Origin of the sequence: Actinoplanes lobatus (genome assembly GCF_014205215.1) — a bacterium.
Classification (GTDB): Bacteria; Actinomycetota; Actinomycetes; order Mycobacteriales; family Micromonosporaceae; genus Actinoplanes; species Actinoplanes lobatus.
In genome coordinates this window covers 6582335-6599248 of record NZ_JACHNC010000001.1, presented here as the reverse complement: position 1 = coordinate 6599248, position 16914 = coordinate 6582335, and the positions used below count along the sequence as shown (strand labels likewise).

15 protein-coding genes are annotated in these 16914 nt (G+C 69.3%); 6 read left to right on the top strand and 9 right to left on the bottom strand.

Going from position 1 to position 16914, the window contains the following annotated elements; all coding sequences use genetic code 11:
* Window positions 1-16: 16 nt before the first annotated feature.
* Window positions 17-265, bottom strand: a complete 249-nt coding sequence (locus BJ964_RS30295; protein ID WP_188123859.1) for a hypothetical protein — start codon at window positions 263-265, stop codon at window positions 17-19.
* A 191-nt stretch (window positions 266-456) separates the two neighbouring features.
* Entirely contained in the window at window positions 457-786 is a 330-nt protein-coding gene (locus BJ964_RS30290; protein ID WP_188123858.1) for a hypothetical protein, read from the bottom strand.
* A gap of 216 nt (window positions 787-1002) precedes the next feature.
* On the opposite strand from BJ964_RS30290, the gene BJ964_RS49460 reads away from it, so the two are divergent.
* Window positions 1003-1506, top strand: coding sequence for a transposase (locus tag BJ964_RS49460; RefSeq protein WP_328515440.1), 504 nt, complete (start codon window positions 1003-1005; stop codon window positions 1504-1506).
* A 432-nt stretch (window positions 1507-1938) separates the two neighbouring features.
* Here BJ964_RS49460 and BJ964_RS30280 read toward each other — a convergent pair whose 3' ends face one another.
* Together BJ964_RS30280 and BJ964_RS30275 are read right to left on the bottom strand one after the other, a co-directional pair.
* The gene (locus BJ964_RS30280; protein WP_188123857.1) at window positions 1939-2583 is read right to left on the bottom strand and encodes a hypothetical protein; all 645 of its coding nucleotides are present in this window, start codon (window positions 2581-2583) and stop codon (window positions 1939-1941) included.
* 64 nt (window positions 2584-2647) lie between these two features.
* Window positions 2648-2854: a 2TM domain-containing protein gene (locus tag BJ964_RS30275; RefSeq protein WP_188123856.1), complete on the bottom strand. Its 207-nt coding sequence runs from the start codon at window positions 2852-2854 to the stop codon at window positions 2648-2650.
* A 116-nt stretch (window positions 2855-2970) separates the two neighbouring features.
* On the opposite strand from BJ964_RS30275, the gene BJ964_RS30270 reads away from it, so the two are divergent.
* The 5 genes from BJ964_RS30270 to BJ964_RS47450 all read left to right on the top strand — a co-directional run bounded on the left by BJ964_RS30270 (window position 2971) and on the right by BJ964_RS47450 (window position 11472).
* Window positions 2971-3753, top strand: coding sequence for an alpha/beta fold hydrolase (locus tag BJ964_RS30270; protein ID WP_188123855.1), 783 nt, complete (start codon window positions 2971-2973; stop codon window positions 3751-3753).
* Between the two features lie 43 nt (window positions 3754-3796).
* A complete protein-coding gene (locus BJ964_RS30265; RefSeq protein WP_188123854.1) occupies window positions 3797-6124 on the top strand; it encodes an ATP-binding protein in 2328 nt (775 codons plus the stop codon).
* 56 nt (window positions 6125-6180) lie between these two features.
* A complete protein-coding gene (locus BJ964_RS30260) occupies window positions 6181-7575 on the top strand; it encodes an amino acid permease (protein ID WP_188123853.1) in 1395 nt (464 codons plus the stop codon).
* A gap of 58 nt (window positions 7576-7633) precedes the next feature.
* Window positions 7634-10819, top strand: coding sequence for a BTAD domain-containing putative transcriptional regulator (locus BJ964_RS30255; RefSeq protein ID WP_188123852.1), 3186 nt, complete (start codon window positions 7634-7636; stop codon window positions 10817-10819).
* Window positions 10820-10959: 140 nt separating this feature from the next.
* Window positions 10960-11472: an excalibur calcium-binding domain-containing protein gene (locus BJ964_RS47450; protein WP_223149633.1), complete on the top strand. Its 513-nt coding sequence runs from the start codon at window positions 10960-10962 to the stop codon at window positions 11470-11472.
* Between the two features lie 698 nt (window positions 11473-12170).
* On the opposite strand, the gene BJ964_RS30245 is transcribed toward BJ964_RS47450, so the two are convergent.
* The 5 genes from BJ964_RS30245 to BJ964_RS30230 form a co-directional block, all read right to left on the bottom strand.
* The gene (locus BJ964_RS30245; protein WP_188123851.1) at window positions 12171-12704 is read right to left on the bottom strand and encodes a hypothetical protein; all 534 of its coding nucleotides are present in this window, start codon (window positions 12702-12704) and stop codon (window positions 12171-12173) included.
* Window positions 12705-12840: 136 nt separating this feature from the next.
* The gene (locus BJ964_RS48260) at window positions 12841-12969 is read right to left on the bottom strand and encodes a hypothetical protein (protein WP_262479375.1); all 129 of its coding nucleotides are present in this window, start codon (window positions 12967-12969) and stop codon (window positions 12841-12843) included.
* Window positions 12970-13105: 136 nt separating this feature from the next.
* On the bottom strand, window positions 13106-14269 hold the full coding sequence (locus BJ964_RS30240) for an ISAs1 family transposase (protein WP_239163898.1): 1164 nt from the start codon (window positions 14267-14269) through the stop codon (window positions 13106-13108).
* A gap of 120 nt (window positions 14270-14389) precedes the next feature.
* The gene (locus BJ964_RS30235) at window positions 14390-15418 is read right to left on the bottom strand and encodes a LacI family DNA-binding transcriptional regulator (protein WP_188123850.1); all 1029 of its coding nucleotides are present in this window, start codon (window positions 15416-15418) and stop codon (window positions 14390-14392) included.
* Between the two features lie 10 nt (window positions 15419-15428).
* Window positions 15429-16913: a glycoside hydrolase family 43 protein gene (locus BJ964_RS30230; protein WP_188123849.1), complete on the bottom strand. Its 1485-nt coding sequence runs from the start codon at window positions 16911-16913 to the stop codon at window positions 15429-15431.
* Between the last annotated feature and the right edge of the window lies 1 nt (window position 16914).

Below are 16914 nucleotides of genomic sequence, written 5' to 3'. Positions count from 1 at the left end.
TTGTCCCGCAACCTGACTATGTGAGCCCTAATTTTCCTGGGACCTCTCGAACCCAGTCGCCGCTGTTTGGCGTCTCTCGATCACGCGCGGCCGCGATACGCGCGATCGCATCGTCGGACCTCCTGCGTTCGTCGGAATCCATGTCGCCAAGCTTGTCAGCAATCTCCTCCAGCGCGTTGATCGCCAGATGTTCGTGTGAGTAGTGCTGGAGGAAGTCCTCCAGCACAGCCACGGCTGATAACAGCGCCTCGACAACGCGGTCCACGGGTTCCCTTTCCGTATGATCATGCACCCCCACCGGCGGGCCGCCGGGGACGACGTCACTGTCCTCGCCCTGAGTGAGACTCCGCGACGTTCGACCGGATGCACTCTTTCGGTGCGACCGTGCACTCAGACTGCACCATCAGATGCAACGTTACGCAGCGAGCGGACGGCGGCCGATGAGGACGCGGAGGATCAACCAGCCTGTGGCCCTGCGCCGGCTTCCACGCGACCTGAGGTCTCGTCGCGCCGGCCGAAGGCACCCGGTCCAGCATGGAACAGACCGATCAACAGCACTCCGGCGGCAACGGCGGCAAATGCGGGCCAGGGATGCCGTACGTAGTCGGCCCATTGAAGGAGGACCATGGCGAGAACCAGTGCCGTCCATCCGGCGATGAGGTTCGGAATCGGGCCGTTGCCAAGGGCGCAGGGGTAACGGCGCCGCGTGATGCCCCGGATGAAATGGGGCAGGCCGTTGCCGCCGAGGACACCGGCGAGCAGGCTGATCATCAGCGTTTGCCACATGCGGGCGCTCCCTTGGCCGTCGATCTGGCTTGGGTGAAGGACGTGGAAACTACAGCGATCCTCGCACGGAGGACCACCCGGAGGATTACCACAGCAATCACGCCTCGCATTCACAGGCCTGCATGATCGAACGCCCTCATCTCGGCAGATTCGTGTACTCGTCAGGTCCGCCTCCGAGCCGACTTCGGTAACTGAGCGTCATGCGATGACGGTCGCATAGAGGTAGACGCGCTGCGCCGAAGGTGGCCGGCTCGCCGTTGCTGCGGGCAGCGGGCGGCCGTTTGGTGCTCGCCGTGGACATCTCGCCGTGGCTGCGTCCCGACGACGCGTGTAGTCCGCAGCGCTCGTTCTGCCACACCTAAGGCCGCCGGCGCGGACGTCACCACGATCACGTGCGCGCAGATCCGGCAGTTCCTCGACCCGCCTCACAGAGGCCGGCCAGTGGAAGCCGGAGACCGCGACATCCTGATCGTGCTGGACGCCGGCTACGAGGCCCCGGGCATCGCCTGGTTACTGCGTGACCTGCCGGTCGAAGTCTTGGGCCGGATGCGTTCCGACCGGGTGCTGCGCCGCCCGACGCCGCCGCGCGTCTACCAGCCGCTGGGCGGCCGGCCAGGCACGCCGACGCCTGGGGTGTCGAGCAGGCTGTCACGGTCACCGACACCCGCCTCAACGGCCAAGCACGGGCCCAAGCGTGGTACCGGCTGCACCCACGGTTGACCCGCCAGGCGGCGTGGGTCGGCCACGACGATCTGCTGCCCGGCGGGTCACCGTCGAGCACCTGCCGAACCGGGGCGAGCCGAAGCTGGCATGGCTGTGGTGGTCCACGGTCGACGCCACGCCGGCCGCGCATACTCAGCTGCGCCTGGCCCGGCCGCTCGCGCAGGATCTGCGCCAGCCATGGGAACGCCCGACGGCGCCGGAGCGGCCCAGGTGCGGCGGGGGTTGAGAAACCTCCGCGCGACCAGCACCTCGCCAACGCGTGCACCGAAACCGAGTCGACCCGGTCCTGGACGACCGCCCGGCTCCCGCAACCGACACACCGCGACCCGTCACGACGTGGGACTCATGCTGGTCACCGGCCAGGCGCATCAACGACCGGCCCACCTCAAGAAGGGCACCAAACCCCGCCGCACGGGTTAAAGCACAAGCTCAGTCGCAGGCACCGACATACCAGGTGCCCGCGGTGGCCTGAGCGGGCGACCCCACGAACCGCATCCCCGACCCGCCGGCGTTCTGGAAGGACTGTTCCAATGCCGCCTGCGCGGTTCCGGACGGCGGGGCCAGCACCACGCACCCGACCGCCGAGATCACTGCCCCGCTCGCGACCGTGCAGTCGGTCACCTTCACCTCGACCCGATCGCCTTCTTTGCGTGACAGTTCGGCGTCCGCACAGCCCGCATGGTTGTTCCCAGCGACCCTGATCCCATCGGTCACAGCCTCGTCCCACAGCCCAGCGGGCACACTGCCGGCCCGGTCCGCCTTGTCCAGGCTCGTGGAAAGACGCTGCCAGGACCACATCTGCACGGTCCGAACGGTGCCCTCCAAGGCGACGTACTCGGCACCGATGCGCGGTTCCGTCGCAGAGGCCGTGAGGCCGGTGGCCGGTTCCGTCGCGGCGACAGCGGAGCCGGACCCATCGCTGCAACCGCCGGTGCTCACTGCCGCCAACGCCACGACGAACGCCAAGCGGCCCATCCCATTGATCATGGGGTCAATGTGCCACAGCCAGGCACTCAGCTCGGCCCGGGCCGGATCATCCAGCCCGCACTTGATCGGCCGCCCCGGTTCGAGCAAGGGTCGACGTCAACGGTGGACCAGCGCCGGTGCAAGGTCGAGCTCCAGCATGAACGACACGGCGTCAACCGACCCGGGCCGGTCTGGAGACGCCCCAGATGTGGAACATCAACCCGATTCCCCAGGCCACGATCGACCAGATGGGCCAGAAGTGGTTGCTGGAGTCGAAGATCCACCACACCATCACCTGCACCGCATTGAAGACCACGTAGCAGAGCACGTGAATCCGTAGGCCCCATTTCCGGGCCGCCTCGCTCGTCGAAGAAGTCATGCCGGCACGCTAGGAGGACCGACTTCCCGGCGAGTGAATCGACCGTTCACTGTTCGTCGAGTGCCCGTCCCTAGGTTCAGCCGCACACTGCCGCAGACGAACCCGAGGACACGAAGATGAGGATTACCCGCCGAACCTTGCTGGCCGGAACCACCGCCGCCGCCACCGGCGCCGTGCTCGCGGAACCCGCGGCGCCGGCACACCATCGATCCGAACCGACGGTGGTGCTCGTGCACGGCGCGTTCGCCGACGCCTCCGGCTGGTACGAGGTGGCCACCGGGCTGGCCCATGCCGGCTTTCCGGTGATCGCCCCGCCGAACCCGTTGCGTGGCATCGCCGCCGACGCCGCCTACCTGGCCAGCATCCTCGCCACCCTCAGCGGCCCGCTCGTTCTCGTCGCGCACTCGTACGGTGGCATGGTCATCTCGAACGCCGCGACCGGCAACGCCAACGTGAAGGCGCTGGTCTACGTGGCGGCGTTCGTTCCCGACGAGGGCGACACCCTCCCGGATCTGCAGTACCGCTTCCCGGGCAGCAGGGTCACCCCGGAGGCGCTCGACTTCCGTCCGCACCCGGCGGGCGCGGACGCGTACATCAAGAAGGCGTTCTTCCGGGACACGTTCGCGGGCGACCTGCCGAGGGCGACGGCGTCCCTGATGTGGGCGGGTCAGCGGCCGCTGAACGCGAGCACGTTCGAGGAGCCGTCCGGTGTTCCGGCGTGGCGGACGATCCCGTCCTGGTATCTCGCCGCCCGTGACGACCATGTGATTCCGGTTGCGGCGCAACGGTTCATGGCGCAGCGCGCCGGGTCGCGGGTCACCGAGGTCGCCGCATCGCACGTCGCGATGATGTCGCAGCCCGCCGCGACGGTCGATCTCATCAAGCGGGCGGCACGCTGATGCGCCGCCGTCCATTGAGGCCTGGCCGATCTATCATGACGGGGTGCCGGGCCAGACGTCCCCGTTCAACGACCGCCTTCGAACCTTGCGCCGGGCAGCCGGCCTGACCATCGAGCAGCTGGCCGAGCGATCCGGCGTCAGCGCCAGGGCCATCTCCGACATGGAACGTGGGCACAGTCGCGCACCGCAGGCCCGTACCCTTGCCGCTCTCGTCGGCGGGTTGGGCCTCGACGACAAGGCCGGGGCCGGCCTCACGGCCGCGGCGAAGCAGGCCCGTTTCCCGAGCCCGGCCGGCCGCCCCCGGCTGGGCGAGCCGCCTCGCGGCGTCACGGACTTCGTCGGCCGGCAGGCCGAGATCGAGATCGTCCGGCACGCCGCGAGGCAGGCCGTCGACGGCGACGGTCTGCCGCCGGTCGTCGTCGTGCACGGGCAGCCGGGGCTGGGCAAGACCGCGCTGGCCGTCCGGGCCGCGAACGAACTGCGTGCCGATTTCCCCGACGGCTGTCTGCACGTCGACCTTCGCGGGGTCGACGCCACGCCACTGACCAGCGGAGACGCCCTGCTGCGCCTGCTGCGTGCGCTCGGCGTCCGGCCCGACCAGGTCGCCGACAGCGACGACGAACGCTGCGCACAACTGCGTGGGATTCTGCATGACCGGCGATGCCTGCTGCTGCTCGACAACGCCGGTTCGGAGGCGCAGGTCCGGCCGCTGCTACCCGCGGGTGGCAGATGCCTGATCATCGTGACCAGCCGGCGTACGCTCGGCGGCCTCGAAGGGGTGCTGCGGATCGCCCTGCCGCCCCTCACCCGGGAGGAGTCCGCCGGACTGCTCCGTTCCCTCGCCATCCAGGCCGCGAACCCTCAGACGGCGCCGCTGGTCGACCAGGTCACCGACCTGTGCGGGCACCTGCCGCTGGCCCTGCGGATCGCCGGAACCCGCCTCGCCAGCCGCCCCCAATGGACGGTGTGGCAGCTGATCGAACGGCTCGCCGATGCCGGCCGCAGGCTGGCCGTCCTGTCGGCGGGCGACACCGGAGTGGCGACGGCGTTCGCGTTGTCGTACGCCCAGTTGCCCGCCGCGACCGCCCAACTGTTCCGCCGCCTCGCCCACATTCCGGCCACCGATTTCGCGGCGCCGCTCGCGGCGGTCCTCATCGAGGCCGCGCTGCCCGACGCCGAGGACCTCCTGGAGGATCTGGTCGAGGTCGGACTTCTGCAAACGGAGGGCGCCCACCGCTACCGGTTCCACGACCTGATCCGGCTCTATGCCGGTGAGCGGCTGAGCGCCGAGGAACCGGCCGGCACCCGGGCGGAGACCACCGAACGGATGAACACCTGGCTGCTGGACACCGCCGTCGTCGCCGGCCGGTGGTACGAACCCGAGTACGGCGGGTTGCCCGACGGCTGGGCCGGCCTGGCGCCCCTGGCCACCCTGGAGGAGGCCGACGCCTGGCTGCGGGCGGAGGTCGACAACTGGCTTCCGGCGTTGCGTACCGCCGCCGCCGACGGCCGCAACCAACTCGTCGCCGACGTCGCCGCGGCAACCCACTGGTACTCCGAGTCGACACTGCGGTGGCGCGGCTGGTGGGAGGTGCGCCGGCTGGCCCGCACCGCGGCCGGCGCGCTGCCCGACCGGCGTCAGCTGGCCTTCCACACCAGCCTCTACGCCTCGACGGCGGTGTATCTGATGGGCCTCTACGAGGAGGCCGCGGAGGCGGCGATGGAGGCATACCGGCTCGCACAGTCGATCGGCGACCTCCGGGAGCAGGCCCGCGCTCTCAGTGCGGCCGGCATCGCCTGGCTGAACCTTCGCCGGATGGACGACGCGCTGTGGGCCCATCAGACCGGGTGCGAGCTGGCCGACCGGGCCGGCGACCACGACCTGTACGTGGATCACGTGGTCGGCGGCGGCCACGCGCTGGAGTACCTGGACCGCCCCGACGAGGCGGTCCGCGAGTTCCGGCGGGCCCTGGCCGAGCTCGACCGGCGTCCGGTGGGCGCCCGGCCGGCCGTCGCCGTCCGGGCCCACGCGAGGTACGGCGTGGCGTCGACCTTCCACCGCGCCGGGCGCCGTGAGGAGACGCTGCGGGCGGTCGAACAGGCGCTGCCGGCGTTGATCGAGAACCGCGATGACGACCTGGTGGCCTTCGTCCTCATCCTGCAGGGCAAGGCCCAGGCCGAGCTCGGGCAGCCCGCCGAGGCCCACGCCAACCTGACCCGTGCCCTGGAGATGCTCGCCGACAGCCTGCCCAGCGGGCTCGAGAACGAGGCCCGGGCAATGCTGCCCACACTGGACGCCACCGGCGCCGTCGAGGCCCATGCCGAGCTGACCCGTGCCCTGGAGACGCTCGCCGGCGAGAGTCCTGCCTGACGTTCTGCGTATTGCTCTTCGTTGTCCGGCCCACACCGCGTTGTTTGCATGGTGACATGGTTACGTCACCGCCTGCTACCAGGTCTTCTCTTCATCGCGGCCTCACCTCGGGCCAGATCGGCATGCTCACGATCGGCGGGGTCATCGGCACCGGGCTGTTCCTCGGCTCCGGTCTCGCCGTGTCCATGGCCGGCCCGTCCGTACTGCTCACCTTCGCCGTCGGTGGGCTCCTCGCGATCGCCCTCACCTACGCCGCCGTCGAGATGGCGGTCGCCCACCCCGGCCTGCACGGGTTCGGTGCGATCGCCCACCGCTACCTCGGCCCGCTCGCCGGGTTCACCCAGCGTTGGCTGTACTGGGGTGTCGTCGCGATCAGCACCGGCACCGAGACCGTCGCCGTGGGAATCTACGTCCGCTACTGGTGGCCGCAGGTGCCACTGTGGATCCCGGTGGCCCTCGCCGCCACGGCGATCATCGCGGTCAACCTGTTCCCGGTACGGTCCTTCGGCACGGTCGAGTACTGGTTCTCGTCCATCAAGGTCGCCGCGATCGTGGTGTTCCTCGTCCTCGGCGCCGTCCTCGTCACCGTCGGGCTGCCCGGCCAGCCGGCAACCGGCCTGTCACCGGTCACCGACGCGCCGTCGTACCTGCCGCACGGGCTCACCGGCCTCGTCGTCGCGTTGATCGTGGCGACGTTCAGTTTCGGCGGCACCGAGGCGCTCGCGCTCACCGCCGCCGAGTCGGCCGACCCCGGACGCGACCTGCCGCGCGCCGCCCGCACGACGATCCTGCGCGTATTCCTGTTCTACCTGCTCAGCATGGTGGTCGTGGTGTCGGTGTCGCACGCCGTCGGCCAGGCTCCGGACGGCGCGCTCACCGCGAGTCCGTTCGTGCTGGTCTTCGCATGGACGGGGATTCCGGCCGCCGCCGCGGTGATGAACTTCGTGGTGCTCACGGCCGCACTGTCGGCACTCAACACGGTGTTCTACGTGTCGACGCGTACGCTGCACTCGCTCGCCGTCGACGGCCAGGCGCCGGCCTGGGCGAGGCGGGTCAACCGCCACGGCGTACCGGTGAACGCGATCGCCGCGTCGGCCATCGGGCTGCCCCTGGCGGTGACCGTGTCGCTCGTCTCGCCCGACGACGCGTTCGCGAAGCTGCTCGGCATCGTCCTGTTCGGCGCCGCCCTCACCTGGATCCTCATCTTCGCGACCCACGTGGCCTTCCGCCGCCGCCGATCCGCTGACGAGACACGCCGGTCACCGCTGTCGCTGCCGGGCGGTTGGCGCACCAGCGCCGCGGCGGCGGTAGCGATGGCCACCGTGGTCGTGAGCATGCTGTTCGTCGACATCTTCCGGGTCGCATGGACCGTCGGCGCGCCGACCGTGCTGGTGATCGTGGTGACGTACACGCTGACCCGGACCGTTCTGCGTAAGCGGTCCCGTGCGTAGCCGAATCCGCCTCGGCCACGGACACCACCACGCAACACCGGCAGGAGACAATCCTGGCGTGTCCATCACTGGCCATCACTCTCTGCGGTTGCAGATCCTCGGACCGCTGCGTCTGTGGCGCGGCGGCTCCGAGGTGGACACCGGGCCCCGGCAACAGGCGTACCTGCTGGCCCTGCTCCTGGCCCGGGTCGGCCAGCCGACCAGCACCACCGAGCTGATCGACCTGATCTGGGGCGACGACGTCCCGGCCAGCGCCCTCAACATCATCCAGAAGTACGTCGGCTCGCTGCGCCGGCTGCTCCAGCCGGAACTCCCCGCCCGGGCAAACGGGTCGTTCGTGAACCGCCGCGCGAACGCGTACCTGTTCACCGCCGGCCCCGGCACGCTCGACCTGGTCACCTTCCGCGACCTCGTCGCCCGCGCGAAAGCCGCCGCCGGGCCGGCGGCGGTGGACCTGTACGCCGAGGCCCTCGCCTTCTGGCGGGGACCGGCCGGCGGGGGCGTCGCCACCGCGACCGCCGCGGCGCCGGTCTTCGCCGCACTCGACGACGAGTTCTACGAGGCGTGCGCGGCGGCGTCCGGGGTCGCGGCGTCGCAGGGCCAACCCGAGCGGGTACTCCCGGCGGTGCAGCTGGCCGCGTCGATGGCGCCGTTCCACGAACCCGTCCAGGGCGCCCTCATCCGCGTCCTCGGCGCCGCCGGCCGCCAGGCGGAGGCGCTGGCGGTGTTCCGCACGGTCCGCGACCGCCTCGCCGACGAACTCGGCGTCGATCCAGGCCCGGCGCTCGTGGAAGCACACCAGCACGTCCTGACCTCGGCGCCGTCCCCGTCCGCCGGCCCGGCGACGATCCCGGTCACCGCTCCACCGCCCACTGCCACGACCGCCGGCCTCGTCGGACGGACCGCGGAACTCGCCATTCTGCGCGGCACCGTGGAGCGGGCACTCGCCGGCCACACAGCGATCGGCTTCATCGAAGGCGAACCCGGCGCCGGCAAGACCCGCCTGCTGACGGAGACGGCCGCCATCGCCGACCGGTACGGCACTCTTGTCGTCTGGGGCGCCTGCCTCCAGGGCGACGGCGTCCCGGCGATGTGGCCGTGGGAGCAGGCGCTCAGGCCGGTCGTCGACAGCCTGCCCGCACCGTCACGGGAGAAATGGCTCGCCGCCGAGCTCGGGATCCTTCTCGAACAGCGCGACGACACGGCCGGCATCCGTTCACTTCCCGACGGCAACGCCCAGTTCCGGCTCTTCGAACAGGTCGTCGCCGTCATCGATCAGGCGTCGGCACAGCGGCCGACCCTTCTCATCCTCGACGACCTCCACTGGGCCGACACCGCATCACTACAGCTTCTCGGTCACCTGGCGGCCCGGCTCCCCGACCGGACCGCGATCGTGGGCGCGCTCCGCGACCGGGCGCCCCTGCCCGGCTCGGACCTGTCCCGGGTACTGGCCGCGGCGAGCCGGTTGCCCGATCACCGCCGGTTCCGGCTCGGCCCACTCGGCCTGACCGAGGTCGCCGCACTCATCCGCAACGAAACGGGCGCCGACCCCGAGGACGCCGTCGCCCACTCGATCCACACCCGTACCTCCGGCAATCCGTTCTTCGTCCGGGAACTGTCCCGGCTGCTCGCCGGCGACCCCACACCCGGCACCGGAGTGCCGTCGACGGTCCGTGACGTCGTCCGTGACCGGATGGCCGGCGTCGAAGACGGCACGTCCGAACTGCTGGACGTGGCCGCACTCATCGGCCGCGACGTCGACCTGCGGCTGCTGTCGCGGGCCACCGCCGTCGACGCCGCCGACTGCCTCGAACGCCTCGAACCCCTGCACGCGCTGGGCCTGCTGGAGATCAACCCGGACGACCCGTCGACCGTACGGTTCGCGCACGACCTGGTCCGCGAGTCGATCACCGAGACCACGACACGGCAGCGGTCCGTACGGCTGCATCTGCGCGTCGCGGACGCGCTCGATCACATCTACGCCGGCGACGAGGCCGCCGCCGAACGCCTCGCCTACCACCTCTGGGCCGCCGGCCCCCTCGCCGAGCCGGCCCGCACCGCGGAGGCGCTCATGCGCGCGGGCCGCCGCGCCGCGTCGAAGCTGGCCTACCAGGCGGCCGACCGGCAGCTGCGGCTGGCCGCGCAGCTCGCGCGGACCGCGGGCCTCATGGATCAGGAACTGTCCGCCCTCACCCTGCTGACCATCGTCGTCCGGCGGCACTCCGGATACGACAGCTCCACCTTCGACCTGCTCGACCGCGCCGAATACCTGGCCCGCAGCCTGGGACGCGACGCCGAGGCCGCGGACTTCCTTTTCATTCGTACGATGGGCGCCTACACCTCCATGGAGCAGGAACGCGCCACGCTGGCACGCCGGATGCACCAGCACGGTCAGGCGTCCAGCGATCCGGCCGTCCGGTCGTACGGCCACAGCGCCTGGGGTCTGCACCAGTGGGACATCGGCAACATCGGATCGGCCTACCGGTCGTTCACGGCTCCCGACAGCGCCCGCCCGGCCACAGCGGCCACCCCGGAGCACGACACCCCGTTGCGGCGCGACGGCAGCATCCCGGGCGAGGGCCCCGGCTGGCGGGCCGTGATCACCGCACTGCACGGAGACGTCGCGACGGCCCTGGCCTTCGTCGACACCTGGGACCGGCCCGGCGACCCGTACGCCCTGACCGTCTGGGTCTACTACACCACCATGATCGCCTCCATGGCCGGCGACCCGGCCGTGGCGAAACAGGCGTGCGACCGGTGGGCCGACGCCGGCCTCGACCGCCTCCGCACCCTGACCGACGAATACATCCGCCAGTACCAGTGCTGGGCGCGAGCCCTCACCGGCGACGACCCGGCCGCCGCCGCAGCCGAGGCCGAACGGCTTCTCGCCGCCGGCCTGCTGAACTCCCCACAGTGGGGCATCGCCTACCACCACGCGCTGATCGCCGAGATGTGGCTGGCCGCCGGAAGACCCGACGAGGCCGCCGCCGCCCTGGAACGCGCCGACCGGGCCGTGTGGGACCACGGCCAGCGGTACGCCGAGGGCCTGATCCTGCTGATGCGGGCACGCCTGCTGCAAGCGAACGGCGAACCAGCGACCACGGTCCGGGCCGCGGCCGAGAAGGCGCGGACCCGGTCGGCCCAGCGCGAAGACCACCTCTTCGCAGAACGGGCCACAAGACTCCTGGCAACCCTCGACGAAACCTCGCCGGTCGACTCACCACACACCGGGGCACGGACCTGACTCGCTGCGACCGTCCTCCACCAGGGGATCCAGTCCTGTCGCGGCCCGCCCGAACATCCACCCCGTCCCGTCGAACAGCGAGCCGCCACCACCTGAACGTAGAATCGACGCCGATCATCGAGAGCGCCAAGGTGGACCAGGTGACTCACCAGCCGCCGCATCGGCAACATCCCACCAAGGCCATGCCGCCCACACGCAAGCGACCAAACTGGCCGCTCATCAGCCTCATCGCCTTCGGCGCCCTCGTCCTCTGCTGCGGCGGCGCCGGCATCATCAGCACCTTCACCGACAGCCCTCGACAACAGAGGGCCGCCGGCCTGACCACGACCGCGGCAGCGGCTCCGGACGAGGACCAGAAGACCGGTCCGGCCACGACTACGCCGACGACCAGACCCACGGCGGCGACTACCTCGCCGACACCCGCGATCCGGAAGACGTCGAAGCCGACCGTACGGCCCACCACCCGAAAACCCACACCGAAACCAACCACAAAGAAGCCGAAACCCGCCCCGACCACCGAAGAACCGGACACCGCCGTGTACTACAAGAACTGCACCGCCGTCCGGAACGCGGGCGCCGACCCGATCCACCGCGGTGATCCCGGCTACGGACGGCACCTCGACCGCGACGGCGACGGCGTCGGCTGCGAATAGCCGGCAGCAGAAGGACCGATCAGGCCCGGCCGGCCGTCAGCGACATGGCCAACGAGGGCCGCGAAACGGGGCACGGCTTCGCCGAGGAGTACACGTGGTTCCCGGCGCTCATCAGCCAGCACGACCTGGTTCAGGAGGGCGGCGGGAACCTTGGGTTCATTTTATAGATCTTCTCCAACCCGCGAACTTCTTTGATCGAGGCGACTCTCCATCGGCAAAAGAGTATCGATGGAATTGCGGCCGCTATCACGGCAGCGTGAAATATTTGCTGACCGCCTTGAAAGAGAAGCCTGGAAGCACTTGTCGCCATACAAATCAGCCAGAGGGCGGCAATCGACCGCCAGAATGCGACCGAGTCGTACAACGGGTCGGAAATCATGCGCGATCAGCACGATCCGGCTGGCCATCGGTGGTCATGAGCGGACCGTACCGAAGTTGGTTTCGGCAGTCCTCTGATTCGGGAAACCTGGCCTCGGCGGGGTACGGAAACATCGGCCGCTTGCCGAACGCGGTGTCCCGGATCTGGAGTTCATCCAAGGGCTGGCGTGATTCGTGGCGTCCGCCGGTGTCAGCGGTCTTCTGCGGCGATGCTGGTCTCGTGCAGCTTCCTGCCTGGCGATTCACGTCCGCAGATGGGGCCAGAACTCGTTCTTGCAGCCACCAGTGTGCCTTGCCACCAGCGCCCCTCTTCGGTCGGTTCAGGAAATGAACCTCCGCCGCTCGTCCCAGCCTTGCGGGACTTCCAGCTGAGGCGACTCCTGGCGTACCCGAATTGCCAACCCCACCGATTCGTCGGCCGGACTTAGAGTTACAGCGAACCTACGATCAGGAAACCCGCTGACTAACCGCGCGCGCCACGTGTGAACCAAGATCTCAGCCAGCTCACTTTCGGCCTCAGCCACAAACTCACGCGGCCCTCTCCATCTGGTGAAGAGTTGATCCAGCTCAAACCAGTTGTAACTGTCCACCGCATCCGACCATACCATTCGCGGCCAATTAGAATGGCCATCGGCTAGCGGCTTGCTCAATCGTTCAGAAATTTCAACCTCATCATTCCCGTGCAGGGCGATGAAAACAGCTCCATACAACTCAACTAGTCTAGGCCAGAAGAGCCAGGAGAAACTCAGAGCCTGGAAAACATCACCCTCATTCTTGAAATATGCGACCGGATCGTCGGAAGCAACGTCTGGAAACGCAGCCCGAAGGATGGCTCCAACCCTTTCAATCGACATCAGAACTCTCCCACCTGATAACGCCGGTGTGCTCTACCGGCGGTTCCTCACCTGGCCCCACGAGATGCCCACCGATCCTGACCGATAGACGCAGATCTCCGCCCGGCTGGTGAGCGCCGGACGGAGATCACAGGTGTCAGCTCTGGGCGGGATCGCCGCTGTCGTTGTCGGCTTCCGAGTCTGGTTCCGGATCGTCCTCGCTGTCGAGGACGTCGCCCATGGATTCGATGGCGGCGAGTTGCATGCGGAGCCGGAGGTATCTCATTGCTGGTCGGTTTCGTTCCGGAATGGGTGATCTTCCAGGTGACAGGTGGCGACCGTTCGAGCGTTGCTGAAAGTTCCGGCATCGGCGGAACCGCCCTATCCGATGGGCGGAGCGGTGCCAGGGCCCCGGCAAAGTCCTAAATGAGGCCGAGGAGTGTCAACGGGCGGTTGCTGTCGCGGGCGTGATGGCGGGTGGCGGCGGCGATGTTGGTGGTTCCGGCTGCCCGTAATGCGCTGATGGCAGCGTCGCGGAGGGCGGCCATGACGTGTGGTCCGGTGCCGGTACGGATTTGGCTGCGGTCTTCTGCGTAGGTGACGTCGCGAACCCAGTGGATCTTGTTTTCGATGGTCCAGTGCCCGCGGATCCAGGCTGCCAGTTGGGCAGGTTTTGCCTGGTGGACGTGTAGGTCGGTGATGGCGTAGACGGTTTGGGTGGTGAAGCGCCGTGGCTGGTCGAGGCGGCGTCTACGACGGCGGATCTGCAGGGCTTGGACGGCATGCGGGAAGTCGATGCCTGCGGCGACGGTCACGATCCTCAGGGTGCGGATCTCCCGGCGGCCGTGGCCGCGGTCATCCTGGCGGGCAGCTTGCGGGACTTGCCGCCAGGGCAGACGGGAGAGCTGTTTGTGCAGGTGCGGTTGGTTGCCTTTGACGGTCAGGATCCAATGGGCGCCCCGTTCGGCGAGGTAGTCGACGTGTTCGCGCTGGCAGTGCATCGCGTCGGCGGTGATCACGGCGTCTCGTAGGTCGCCGATCTGGTCCAGCAGAGGCGCGAATCGGGTGATCTCATTGGTCTTGCTGTCGATATCGGTGCTGGCCAGGACCATGCCGGCGTTCTGATCGCAGGCGGCCAGCAGGTGCCGGGCGGTGCTGTCGCCGGTGCGGGATCCGCGCAGTGTCTTGCCGTCGACCGCGATGGCCTGCCGGCTTGTCGAGGTCTCGGCCCGGCCTACGAGCCAGACAGCGATCGCCGTGGTCAGCAGCTGCGCATCGAGGGCCTGCAGCAATCGGCGGATCATCGCTTCAGAGGGGCGCCGGTCAGGGGCGATACCCAGGGCGAGAGCTGTCGAGGCCGGAACGTCGGCGACCCATTCGGCGATCGCCGTATAGGAACGGCAGCCGGCGATCACGGCACAGACTGCTGCGATCACTACCGCCGTCAACCGGTGCCGGACCCCACGACGTGCCCGCGGATCAGGCAGGCAATCGAGCACTGCCACCAGGCCGCCAGCGGTTTCGGGCACGGTCAGAGCCGGTGCGCAGGACAAAGAGGAGATCAGCGATGATGGCAGTGCGGGCATGACTCACTTCGGATAGATCATCGTGGCGTAGGAACCTTGATGATCTTTCGAACCGGTCATGCCCGTCTTGCTACACCCAACAGCGGCGCTTCTACTCCAGATCCCCCAAGTCGGACACCGTCACGACTTTGCCGGGGCCCTGGGAGCGGTGCTTCCGCGAATGACGAGTTTCGTCGCGAGCTCGATGCCCGTCTGTGAGACGGGTTCGCCGCGGCCGAGGGCGAGGGCCAACTCGGTAGCGGCCATGGCCATCTCGGTGAGCGGCTGGTGCACGGTGGTCAACCCGGGGTCGATCATCGCGGCGATCGGCAGGTCGTCGAATCCGACCACGCTCAGATCGTCCGGGATTCGCAGTCCGCGTTCACGTGCCGCCCGGTAGACGCCGACCGCTTGCAGGTCGTTGCCCGCGAAGATCGCGGTGGGCCGCTGAGGCCGGTTCAGAAGTTCCAGGGCGGTGCCGTGACCGCCGTCCTCGGTGAGCGGCGCGCGGATGATGTCGTGGTCGCGTATCGGCAGGCCGGCAGCCTGTAGGGCGGAGCGGTGCCCGTCCACCCGCGCCTGGCAGTAGAGGTGCCCCGGGCCGCTGATCATGGCGATGTCGCGGTGCCCGAGCCCGGCCAGGTGACGGGTGGCCGAGCGGCCGCCGGCCCAGTTGGTCGCGCCGACGAACGGGACGTCCTCGGGGAATTCGCTCGCCGGATCCAGTACGACGAACGGGATGCCCCGCGCGCGGAGCTGGTTCTGCTCGGTGTCGGAGAGCTGGGCGACCGTGACGATGCAGTCGGGCCGGCGGGCGATGGTGTCGTCGATCCAGTAGCGGATCGTGTTGCGGTCGGGGCCGAACTCGGTGAGCACCAGGCCGACGCGGTGCTCGCGGACGACGTGCTGCACGCCGCGGATGATCTCGAGGCCCCACATGTGTTCGAGGTCGTCGACGACCAGTTCCATGAGGTTGGTGCGCTGGACCGGGTTGGACTTTCGGTAGCCGTACTGGCTGATCAGGGCTTCGACGCGGGCCCGGGTCTCGGCGGCGACACCGGAACGGCCGTTGATCACCTTGGAGACGGTCGGGATGGAGACACCGGCGGTCTGCGCGATGTAGGAGATGGTGACCGGCTTGACGGTGTCGGTCGGCGGATGTTCGGTCACTGGTCCTCCCTCACCGGATCGGCTCGTAGTCGAACCAGTCGAACAGGACCGTACCCGTGGTGGCGAACATGCCGATCACGCGGCCGGTGAAGCCACCGGCCACCTCGGTCGACAGATATCGCCCGTCGAGCTGGGCCAGCGTCTGGAACGTACCGTCCGCGGTCTCGATCCCGAGGTGCAGTTCGTCCGGCCCTTGCGTGGGGTGCCAGTGGCCGTCGGGGGTGGCGATGACGTCGATGCGCAGCCGGAGCGGTCCGGCCGGCAGCGGTCTGGTGGTCACGGTGTGCAGCACGGAGCCGAGGCGGGCGGTGACCCGCACGATGCCGTCACCGGCCTCCAGCTCGTAGTGGTGACGTTCGTCGAGGCGTACGGCCAGGCCCCCACGCCCCGCCCCGGGATCGAGCAGGACCCGTACCCGGCAGGAGGGATGTTGCTGGCGCCGGCCGACGAAGGTGACGCCGGGATTGTCGAGGGAGGGACCGCGGGCGTGCAGCGCGAGCCAGCCGGGGGTTTCCTTGGTGGACCAGCTTCCGGCGGGCCGGGATCGCACCGAGATCCACCGGGGATGCAGTTCGGGGTCGTCGAAGTCGTCGCGGGCCGGTGGCAGGGCCGGTGGTTTCACGGGCCAGGGTGCGGTCATGTCGGGTACGAGGTCGCCGGGCACCGGCCATCCGTCCGTCCAGGTCACGGGCACCAGGTAGGTCTCCCGGCCGAGCACGTGCCAGCCGGGGGTTCCGCCGCCGGGCCGCACTCCGAGCAGGACCATCCACCAGGAGCCGTCGGGCCCCTGTACGAGGTCGGCGTGGCCGGTGTTCTGGATGGGCAGGTTACTGCCCCGGTGGGTCAGGATCGGGTTCGCCGGGCAGGGCTCGAACGGCCCGTTCGGTGAGGTGGCGCGGGCGACCGAGATGGCGTGTCCCCGTTCGGTTCCGCCTTCGGCGATCAGCAGGTACCAGTGGTCGCCGATCCGGTAGAGGTGCGGGGCTTCCGGCGCCAGGGCGTGCGGGCCGCCGGACCACAGGCGGTGCGGGCCGTCGAGGGTTCGGCCGGTGGTGGGGTCGAGGCGCACCTGGGAGATGCCGGCGTAGGTGCACCAGCAGTTGCCGTCGTCGTCCCAGGCGAGGTCGGGGTCGATGCCGATGCCCGGCACCGGGATCGGATCCGACCAGGGGCCGCCGGCGTCGTCCGCGGTGAAGATCATGGTGCCGCCGCCGGGTGCGACGTTGGTGGTGATCAGCCAGAACCGTCCGTCGTGGTGGCGCAGTGTCGGCGCGTAGACGCCGCCCGAGGAGGGGGTGTCCGGCGGCAGGGCCAGCTGTCCGGGGCGGTCCAGGGCGTTGCCGATCTGCTCCCAGCCGACCAGGTCGCGGCTGTGGAAGATCGGTACGCCGGGAAAGTACTCGAAGCTGGAGCAGGCGAGGTAGTAGTCGTCGCCGACGCGGCAGACGCTGGGGTCCGGATGCATGCCGGCGATCACCGGGTTGGTGAAGGTCATC

What these genes read in the sequence shown, in the direction of transcription:
- BJ964_RS30290 (WP_188123858.1), bottom strand. Translation starts at nt 786, where the DNA reads ATGTGGCAAACGCTGATGATCAGCCTGCTCGCCGGTGTCCTCGGCGGC.
- BJ964_RS30245 (WP_188123851.1), bottom strand. Translation starts at nt 12,704, where the DNA reads ATGTCGATTGAAAGGGTTGGAGCCATCCTTCGGGCTGCGTTTCCAGAC.
- BJ964_RS30270 (WP_188123855.1), top strand. Translation starts at nt 2,971, where the DNA reads ATGAGGATTACCCGCCGAACCTTGCTGGCCGGAACCACCGCCGCCGCC.
- BJ964_RS30230 (WP_188123849.1), bottom strand. Translation starts at nt 16,913, where the DNA reads ATGACCTTCACCAACCCGGTGATCGCCGGCATGCATCCGGACCCCAGC.
- BJ964_RS48260 (WP_262479375.1), bottom strand. Translation starts at nt 12,969, where the DNA reads ATGAGATACCTCCGGCTCCGCATGCAACTCGCCGCCATCGAATCCATG.
- BJ964_RS30240 (WP_239163898.1), bottom strand. Translation starts at nt 14,269, where the DNA reads ATGCCCGCACTGCCATCATCGCTGATCTCCTCTTTGTCCTGCGCACCG.
- BJ964_RS30275 (WP_188123856.1), bottom strand. Translation starts at nt 2,854, where the DNA reads ATGACTTCTTCGACGAGCGAGGCGGCCCGGAAATGGGGCCTACGGATT.
- BJ964_RS30260 (WP_188123853.1), top strand. Translation starts at nt 6,181, where the DNA reads ATGGTTACGTCACCGCCTGCTACCAGGTCTTCTCTTCATCGCGGCCTC.